This window comes from Roseateles sp. P5_E11, assembly GCF_054049355.1.
Map to the genome: position 1 here is coordinate 1 of NZ_JBFUMO010000233.1, position 8,565 is coordinate 8,565.

General features: G+C 67.3%; 7 protein-coding genes and 1 pseudogene. 5 read left to right on the plus strand and 3 right to left on the minus strand.

Annotated elements, in window-relative coordinates:
* Both ACXJKR_RS17390 and ACXJKR_RS17395 read right to left on the minus strand, forming a co-directional pair.
* Window positions 1-92: pseudogene (locus ACXJKR_RS17390) on the minus strand (DNA-binding response regulator); the annotation flags it as partial.
* On the minus strand, window positions 89-1,246 hold the full coding sequence (locus ACXJKR_RS17395; RefSeq protein WP_056199331.1) for a hybrid sensor histidine kinase/response regulator: 1,158 nt from the start codon (window positions 1,244-1,246) through the stop codon (window positions 89-91). The gene ACXJKR_RS17395 and the pseudogene ACXJKR_RS17390, both read right to left, overlap by 4 nt.
* Before the next feature lie 197 nt (window positions 1,247-1,443).
* Here ACXJKR_RS17395 and ACXJKR_RS17400 point away from each other — a divergent pair, with 197 nt between their 5' ends.
* The 5 genes from ACXJKR_RS17400 to ACXJKR_RS17420 all read left to right on the plus strand — a co-directional run bounded on the left by ACXJKR_RS17400 (window position 1,444) and on the right by ACXJKR_RS17420 (window position 7,238).
* Complete coding sequence (locus ACXJKR_RS17400) at window positions 1,444-1,911, plus strand: hypothetical protein (protein ID WP_457323887.1); 468 nt, start codon at window positions 1,444-1,446, stop codon at window positions 1,909-1,911.
* A gap of 54 nt (window positions 1,912-1,965) precedes the next feature.
* On the plus strand, window positions 1,966-2,328 hold the full coding sequence (locus ACXJKR_RS17405; RefSeq protein ID WP_056199337.1) for a response regulator: 363 nt from the start codon (window positions 1,966-1,968) through the stop codon (window positions 2,326-2,328).
* Between the two features lie 25 nt (window positions 2,329-2,353).
* The gene (locus ACXJKR_RS17410; protein WP_457323888.1) at window positions 2,354-4,477 is read left to right on the plus strand and encodes a chemotaxis protein CheA; all 2,124 of its coding nucleotides are present in this window, start codon (window positions 2,354-2,356) and stop codon (window positions 4,475-4,477) included.
* A gap of 29 nt (window positions 4,478-4,506) precedes the next feature.
* Entirely contained in the window at window positions 4,507-5,031 is a 525-nt protein-coding gene (locus tag ACXJKR_RS17415) for a chemotaxis protein CheW (protein WP_056199343.1), read from the plus strand.
* Window positions 5,032-5,117: 86 nt separating this feature from the next.
* Window positions 5,118-7,238, plus strand: a complete 2,121-nt coding sequence (locus tag ACXJKR_RS17420; RefSeq protein ID WP_457323889.1) for a methyl-accepting chemotaxis protein — start codon at window positions 5,118-5,120, stop codon at window positions 7,236-7,238.
* A 28-nt stretch (window positions 7,239-7,266) separates the two neighbouring features.
* On the opposite strand, the gene ACXJKR_RS17425 is transcribed toward ACXJKR_RS17420, so the two are convergent.
* On the minus strand, window positions 7,267-8,403 hold the full coding sequence (locus tag ACXJKR_RS17425) for a serine hydrolase domain-containing protein (protein ID WP_457323890.1): 1,137 nt from the start codon (window positions 8,401-8,403) through the stop codon (window positions 7,267-7,269).
* Window positions 8,404-8,565: the final 162 nt, after the last annotated feature.

An 8,565-nucleotide genomic window follows, 5' to 3' on the forward strand; every position in this document is an offset into this window, starting at 1 on the left:
CCAATGACCTCGATGTCCCGGGCATCCGCCAACGTGTCACGGATGCCGCGGCGGATCAGGCCGTGGTCGTCGCAGAGGATGACCTTGATCACGCGCGTCCCCAGATGGATTGGCCGTCATCCTTGCCGAAGTCGGTCGAGTCGTCCAGTGCGTCGATGGCGTCCTGGGCCAGCGGCACGGTCAGGATCAGGCTGGTGCCGCCGCCCGGCGGGCTGGACAGGTCGACCCAGCCGCCCACCGTCGCGGCGCGCTCGTGCAGGCCACGGATGCCGAAGGACCGCTCCTTGGCGAGGTCGCCCCGCCCCATGCCGCGCCCGTTGTCGCGGATCTCCAGCGTCAGCACGCCGGAGTCCTGGCTGAGTTCGATGTCGACCCGGGTCGCCAGCGCATGCTTGGATACATTGGTCAGCGCCTCCTGCGCCGTGCGGTAAGCCACCAGCGGCACGCCGGAGGGCAGCGCCAGCCGCTCTTCGCCGATGCGCAGGCCAGCCTCGATGCCGGTGCGGCGTTCGAAACGGGCCGTCATCCACTGCAGGGCGGCAACCAGGCCCTGCTCCAGGATAGCCGGACGCAGGTTGTGCATGATGCGCTGGCTGGCCTCGATGGCGGCATTCACGGTCTCCAATGCCGCGGCAACGCGCTGGCGCACCTCAGGCTCCTGGGCATGGCGGTCGATCCAGGCGAGGTCGAACTTGACGGCGGTCAAGGACCCGCCGACGTCGTCATGGATCTCCCGCGCGATGGCGGCCCGCTCCAGTTCGACGCTGGTCTGCAGGTGGCCGGCCAGCTGGTGCAGGCGCTGCTTGGACTTGACCAGTTCGTGATCGGCGGCCACCCGGGCCTTTTCGTTCTCGGCGGCGTCGATGGCATGCAGCAGGGCGGGTGCCAGCCGGTTCAGGTTGTTCTTCAGCAGGTAGTCGGAGGCGCCATTGCGCATCGCGCCCACGGCGGTGTCCTCGCCGATCTCGCCGGAAACGAGGATGAAAGGCGTCAGCAGCTGGCGCGCCTTCACCGCCTCCAGCACATCCAGGCCCGAGTAGCCAGGCAGGTTGTAGTCCGAGATGATGGCGTCCCAGGGGCGCTCCAGCGCGGCCAGCACGGCGGGCAAGGCGTCCAGCCTCTGCATCTCGACCTTGAGCCCCGCACGGCCGAGCTGGGCAAGGATGAGTTGATGGTCGAGTTCGGAATCCTCGACATGCAGCACACGCAGGACCCGGGGCGCCTGCTCCACAGCAGAAATCGTCATGGGGGCGCAGTATGCCGCCGCTCGCGGCAGGTGGCCCGGCGCCACACTCGACGCGGGTCAGAGCGGTAATACGGCTCGTTCTCGTGACATCTCCAGGTCGACAGGGGCCGAAAAAGGAGTGAACATGCCATGATGCATTCGCCCTGAGGGTATCCACAGGGCTGGGACAAGAAGCAGCATCCCCTCGCGGAGACACGATGCAGACAGAACCTTCCACCGCCGCCGAAYTCGATGGAGCCGTGGCCGCCATGCCGCTGCTGGCGGCCGCGGAACTGCAGGATCACCTGATGACGGTGACGAACGACCTTGAGCGCCTGCAGCGCCTTCTCGACGATGCCGGTGAAGCCCTGTCCACGCATTTCTACAGCGCGTCCGGCGAGGTCATGTCCCTGCTCAGCAGCAGCGACGGCACGCCGGCCTCCGAAGGCCTCAAGCAGATCATGCAGGACATTGCTGGCGCCATCACAGCGCTGCAGTTCCAGGACATGGCAACCCAGCTCATCGCCCACACCAGCCAGCGCCTGCGCAACTGCGCCGACCAATTGGCCCGCGACGCCTTCGGTGCGGATGACGAGGACGGCGCGGCCGTCGTCGAGATCGCACCGCTGCGGCCCAACCCGGTCACGCAGGATGAGATGGACGCCGGCTCCATCGAACTTTTCTGAATCCCCCCAAGCTAAATTCAGCCCCCAGGCAACGTTCTCTCGGAGAAAACTCAAATGCACTCAATCCTCGCTGTCGACGATTCGGCCTCGATGCGCCAGATGGTGGCCTTCACGCTCAAGAACGCCGGCTTCAACGTGGTGGAAGCTGTGGATGGGCAGGACGCCTGGGAGAAATCGGGCCAGCGTGATTTCGACCTGGTGCTGACCGACCAGAACATGCCGCGCATGGATGGCATCAGCCTGACCAAGAAGCTGCGCGAGAACCCCAAGTTCAAGACCACGCCCATCCTGATCCTGACCACCGAGTCCAGCGATGCGATGAAGCAGGCGGGCCGGGCTGCCGGCGCCACCGGCTGGCTGGTCAAGCCCTTTGACCCGGCCAAGCTGATCGAAGTGATCGGCAAGGTCATTCGCTGAAGTTCGGTCCACCGGAGCAACAGCCATGGGCGACATGACCACAGAAGGCGCCAGCATCAGTGCTGGCATCGACCTCAGCCAGTTCTACCAGGTCTTCTTCGAGGAAGCCGGCGAGAACCTCGACAACATGGAGCGGCTGCTGCTCAATGTGAACGTCGAGGCGGCCGACGACGAGGAGTTGAACGCCATCTTCCGCTGCGCCCACTCCATCAAGGGTGGCGCGGCAACCTTCGGCTTCAGCGATGTCGCCGAGCTGACCCACCAGATGGAGACGCTGCTGGACAAGCTGCGCCGCCACGAGCTGYAGCCCAATGCCGCCATGGTGGACGTGCTGCTGCAGTCCGGCGACGCGCTGCGCACCCAGCTCGCCCGCCATCAGGGCTCGGGCGGCGACGTATTCGACACGACCGACCTGCTGGTCAGCATCAAGAGCTTCGTCGAAGGCGGCGGCGCGCCCGCACCTGCAGCAGCCGCTCCGGCACCCAAGGCTGCACCCGCGCCCGCTGCCGCCGCGCCCGCCGTACCGCTCAAGTCCGGCGCGCGACTGCTGGAACTGCAGGTCGGCCCGCTGACCGACCTCAGCCTGGCCGACAACCTGGTCGAGCTGTTCAAGGAAATCACCGACCTCGGCAACATCGAGCCGCTGGACGCCGGCCAGAGTTCCGACGGCATGCGCCGCTTCAAGGTGCTGACCAGCTCGACCGACAACGACCTGCTGGACCTCTTCACCTTCCACGTCGCCCGCGAGCAGGTCAAGCTGATCCCGCTCGGCCCCGGCTTCGGCTTCTACGACGGTGCGCCCGGCGCACCACCGGCCGAGGCACCGTCCGCCGACCCCGGCTACGGCTTCTTCGATGACGCCCCCGGCGTGCCCGAAAGTGTCGCTGCGGCAGCGCCCGCCGCGGAGGCCGCGCCCACGGCCGCCATCGTGCCGACCCGCCCCGCCACGCCGGTCGCCAAGGCCGAGGCCAAGCCCGCGGCCATGGACCAGACGACGCTGCGCGTGTCGATCGAGAAGGTCGACCAGCTCATCAACCTCGTCGGCGAACTCGTCATCACCCAGGCCATGCTGGCCCAGAACAGCCGCGAACTCGACCCGGCGATGTACCAGCAGCTGACCTCGGGCCTGGCCGACCTGGAGCGCAACACGCGCGACCTGCAGGAATCGGTCATGTCGATCCGGATGATTCCGATGTCGACGGTCTTCAACCGCTTCCCGCGCATGCTGCGCGACCTGGCGGCCAAGTTGGGCAAGAAGGTCGAACTGGTCACCCAGGGTGAAGCCACCGAACTGGACAAGAGCCTGGTCGAGAAGATCACCGACCCGCTGACCCACCTGGTGCGCAACAGCTGCGACCACGGCATCGAGATGCCGGAAGACCGCACCGCCCGCGGCAAGCCCGAGCAAGGCACGATCACGCTGGTCGCTTCCCACCAGGGCGGCAGCATCGTCATCGAGGTACGCGACGACGGCCGCGGCCTGAACCGCGAGAAGCTCATCAAGAAGGCCCGCGAAAAGGGCATCGACGCGCCGGACACGATGACCGATGCCGAGTGCTGGAGCCTGATCTTCGCGCCCGGCTTTTCCACGGCCGACGTGGTCACCGACGTGTCCGGCCGCGGCGTCGGCATGGACGTTGTGAAGAAGAACATCACGTCGCTGGGCGGCACGGTCGAGATCGACTCGGCGGAAGGCTACGGCATGAAGGTGTCCGTGCGCCTGCCGCTCACACTCGCCATCATGGACGGCATGAGCGTGGGCGTTGGCGACGAGTGCTACATCCTGCCGCTGTCCTCCGTCGTCGAATCCTTCCAGGTGCAGTCCGACACCATCAAGACCGTCGCCGGCTCCGGCCGCGTCGTCGAGGTGCGTGACGAGTACATGCCCGTCATCGAGCTTGAGAAGGTGTTCGACGTGCCGCGCTTCGACTTCGAGCATGTCAGCTCCATCATGGTCGTCGTCGAGGCCGAAGGCGGCCRCGTCGCGCTGCTGGTGGACGAACTGCTCGGCCAGCAGCAGGTCGTCGTCAAGAACCTCGAAGCCAACTACCGCAAGGTCAATGACGTGTCCGGCGCCACCATCATGGGCGACGGCCGCGTGGCCTTGATCCTGGACGTCGGCAGCCTTGTGCGTCGTTCGCGCCATTGAACCATCACACACATAACTAGGAGGTCTGCATGGAAGCCAGCAACGTCCCTGCCCTGCGCCAACCCGGTGCCCTCAGCGCCAAGGCCCATGGCCCCAAGAGCGGCGAGTACCTGACCTTCCGCCTGGGCTCCGAGGAATACGGCATCGACATCCTGAAAGTGCAGGAGATCCGTTCCTACGAGCAGCCCACGCGCATCGCCAATGCGCCGGACTTCATCAAGGGTGTCGTCAACCTGCGCGGCGTCATCGTGCCCATCGTCGACCTGCGCCTGAAGCTGAACTGCCCGAGCGCCGAGTACAACAGCTTCACGGTCGTCATCGTGCTGAACGTGAAGAACCGCGTCGTCGGCGCCGTCGTGGACTCGGTCTCCGACGTGCTGGAGCTGAGCCGCGACGCGATCAAGCCGGCCCCCGAGTTGAGCTCGGCGTCGGTGGATACCAGCTTCATCACCGGCATCGGGTCCGTCGGCGACCGCATGTTGATCCTGATGGACATCGAAGGCCTGATGAGCAGTGCCGAGATGGGCCTGATGGAAGCGGCCATCGCCGCTTGACCGCCCTGCCCTGATTCCTGTTCACGTGCCCCCGCAACGAGGCGGGGTGTGCGGAGCCTTGCTTGCTTTGGCCCCTGGAGATTCGCATGAGTCAGCCCAACAACTCCATTGCCCGCCAGGTGTCTCTGACCGGCGCAGTCGCCGTTGCAGTGGTGCTGCTGGGTGTCAGCCTTATCGTCGGCACGCTGCTGAAGCGGTCCGCCAATGACCAGGTGCAGACCTGGGTCGGCGACAAGGCCGAGTCGCTGATCGACGCGATGCAGGCGATGGACGACGTCGCCGCCAAGCAGATCCAGCGCAGCTTTGGCTCCTTCCGCCAGGATTTCGGCCCCAGCTTCACGCTGGACGAGGCCACCGGCGACCTGCGCGACTGGGGGCCCAAGCTCAATGGCAACTTCACCCAGGTCGACAAGTTCGCGGCCGTCAACGGCGGCGTGGCCACCGTCTTCGCGGCCAAGGGCGACGACTTCGAACGCATCACGACCTCGCTGAAGAACGAGAAGGGCGAGCGTGCCATGGGCACGATGCTGGGCAAGCAGCACCCTGCCCACGCCACGGTTTCCGCCGGCAAGCCCTACACCGGCCGCGCGCTGCTGTTCGGCCGCGCCTACATGACGCATTACGAACCGATCAAAAGCGACGCCGGCAAGGTCATCGGCATCCTCTTCGTCGGCTTCGACCTCGACGCCTTCGAGCTCGCCATGGACCGCATGGCCGGCAGCGCCAAGTTCTTCGAGCACGGCGGCACCTATATCGTGGCCGTGCCCAAGGACCCGACCAAGGCCCTGCTCGCCGCACACCCGTCGGCCAAGGGCAAGCTGCTGTCCAGCGTCGCACCCGGCTTCGAGAAGACGCTGGCCGAACAGACCGCCAGCGCCGTCGTGCTGGACGACGTGCCCGATGTGCTGGGCAACGGCAAGACCGACAACTTCGCCGTGGCGCGCAAGAGCGAGAAGACCGGCTACTGGGTCGTCGCCCAGGTCTCACGCGGCGAGGCTCAGGCCGCCGGCCGCACGACGCTGTGGTTCTTCTGGGGCGCCCTCGCACTGACTGCCGTGGGCCTGGGCTTCGGGTTGATGTGGATGATGCGCCGTTGGGTCGCACAGCCGCTGGCCTCGCTGCAGAAGGCCGTCGGCGCGATTGCCGAGGGCGACCTGACCCAGTCGGTCAGCAGCAGTCGCAACGACGAGATCGGCTCACTGATCCAGGACACCGAGGGCATGCGCCAGCGCCTGGCCACCACCATCGGCACGGTGCGCAACTCGGTCGACAGCATCGGCACGGCCAGCACCGAGATCGCGACCGGCAACCTGGATTTGAGCCAGCGCACCGAGCAGACAGCCAGCAACCTGCAGAACGCTGCTTCGTCCATGAGCGAACTGACCGGCACCGTGCGGCAGACCGCTGACTCGGCCCGCACGGCCAACCAACTCGTGCAGTCCGCCGTGGCGGCCGCGACACGCGGCGGCGAGGTCGTCGGCCAGGTCGTCACGACCATGGACGAGATCAATGTCGCCAGCAAGAAGATCTCCGACATCATCGGCACCATCGACGGCATCGCCTTCCAGACCAACATCCTGGCGCTGAACGCCGCCGTGGAAGCGGCCCGTGCCGGCGAGCAGGGCCGCGGCTTCGCGGTCGTGGCCGGCGAGGTGCGTTCCCTGGCCGGCCGCAGCGCGGAGGCGGCCAAGCAGATCAAGGCCCTGATCGGCAACAGCGTCGAGCGCGTCGAGAACGGCGCCCGCCTGGTGCAGACGGCCGGCACGACGATGGGCGAGATCGTCTCCAGCGTGCAGCGCGTGCAGGACATCATTGGCGAGATCAGCTCGGCCGCCACCGAGCAGAGCGAGGGCATCAATTCKGTCAACACCTCGGTCGTGCAGCTCGACCAGATGACGCAGCAGAACGCCGCCCTGGTGGAAGAGTCCGCCGCCGCGGCCGAGAGCCTGAAGGAGCAAGCCCAGCGCCTTGTCGAGGCCGTCGCCGTGTTCCGCGTGGCCGGCAGCGAGCCGCAGCGCAGGGCCAGCGCCCCGGCACCGACGAAGGCGCACGCACCCGCTCCAAAGGCCGCAGCACCCAAGGCGCCTTTCAAGGCGGCAGCACCCAAGCCCGCTGCCGCGAAGCCCGCCTCCGTCGTCGCGCCCCGCCCTGCCCCGGCACCGGCACCGGCACCGGCGGCCGCCGAAGGCGACTGGGAAACCTTCTGAGCCCTGGGCGCTCCTTGTTGATGCCCGCCTAGGGCGCCATGGCCTTGAGCGTGGCAACTGCCACCGCGCGGACGGCTTTGTCGGCCTCGACGTCCTCGCTGGCGTTGCTGGTCACCAGCACGGCATCTTCGGCGTCCGGCTTCAGCACGATGAGGGCGAACCAGGCCTGATTGCTGCCGGTGTGGGCGAGGTGGCGGGCGTTCACGCCGGCCATGCTGTTCTGCGCCCGCCAACCAAGCGCAAACTTGCCGCCTTCACGCGCCGGTTGGTGCAACAGGTGGTAGGTCTGCGCCTTCAGCAGCTTGCCGCGTCCGTGCTCGCCGGCCATCTGGTCGACCGCGAACTTGGACCAGTCTTCCAGCGACATGGTGATGCCCCCGGCCGGCGCAATGACGGCGGGGTTGTCCGCCTCCACGCCTTCGACGGGTTCGCCAGCCTTGTGCCCCAAGGGCTGGCCGCGGTGGGTGGCACCAAACCCCGCGCTGCGCAGGCCCAGCGGCTCGAACAGCTCGCGTTGCAACAGGGTCTCGTAGGGCAAGCCAGCGGCGCGCTCGGCGGCCAGGCCGGCGATCAGCACACCCGAGTTCGAGTAGCCGTCGCCGGCACCGCGTGCAAAGGCGGGAGGCTGCGCCAACGCGATGCGGGCGAAGGCCAGGCGCTGTTCGTGCAAAGGGCGCTTGTCTTTGTAGAACACCGCCATCCAGGATTCATCAATGTCCGCTTGCAGGCCGGCCTGGTGTGCGAGCAGGTCACGCAGGGTGACGTCACGATAGGCGGCCTGCATGTCCACGGCCAGCTCGGGTAGCAACTGACTCAGCGGGGCGTCCCAGGACAACACGCCCCGTTCCACCAGCCGCGCGACCATCGTGGCCGTCATGGCCTTGCCGTTGGAGCCGAGGTGCCAGACATCGCCCGGCCGGACCGGTTCGGCGTCGCCCTTGGCGCGCAGGCCGGCCACCACAAGCTCCGTCACCTGGCCACCGCGTATCACCACGGCGCCCATGGCGGGCACCTTGCCGCCCACGCTGGTTTCGAGGCGAGCCTGCAGACCGAGGGTGGGCGCCGCCTTGACCGCAGACGCGGGCGCCTGCGGCGCATCGGCTGCAAGGACTGTGAACGAGGCGGCGCATGCGGCCAGGGCGATCGCGCAGATTCTGTGGTTCATCACGGGGTTTCTTCTGTTCTGGACACACCGATCCCGCGGCTCGACACGGCGAGGCAGGACCGCCCGCCATGCGGCATGGGGAGGGTTGGAGGGCCGGCGCAGTGTTGTCGGCGCCCTCCTCGCGGGCCAGCACTTGCCGACGAAACGCACGATCGTCGGCAT

Excerpts from the sequence above, each read along its gene's own strand:
- ACXJKR_RS17395 (WP_056199331.1), bottom strand. The coding sequence starts at position 1,246 with ATGACGATTTCTGCTGTGGAGCAGGCGCCCCGGGTCCTGCGTGTGCTG.
- ACXJKR_RS17405 (WP_056199337.1), top strand. The coding sequence starts at position 1,966 with ATGCACTCAATCCTCGCTGTCGACGATTCGGCCTCGATGCGCCAGATG.
- ACXJKR_RS17415 (WP_056199343.1), top strand. The coding sequence starts at position 4,507 with ATGGAAGCCAGCAACGTCCCTGCCCTGCGCCAACCCGGTGCCCTCAGC.
- ACXJKR_RS17425 (WP_457323890.1), bottom strand. The coding sequence starts at position 8,403 with ATGAACCACAGAATCTGCGCGATCGCCCTGGCCGCATGCGCCGCCTCG.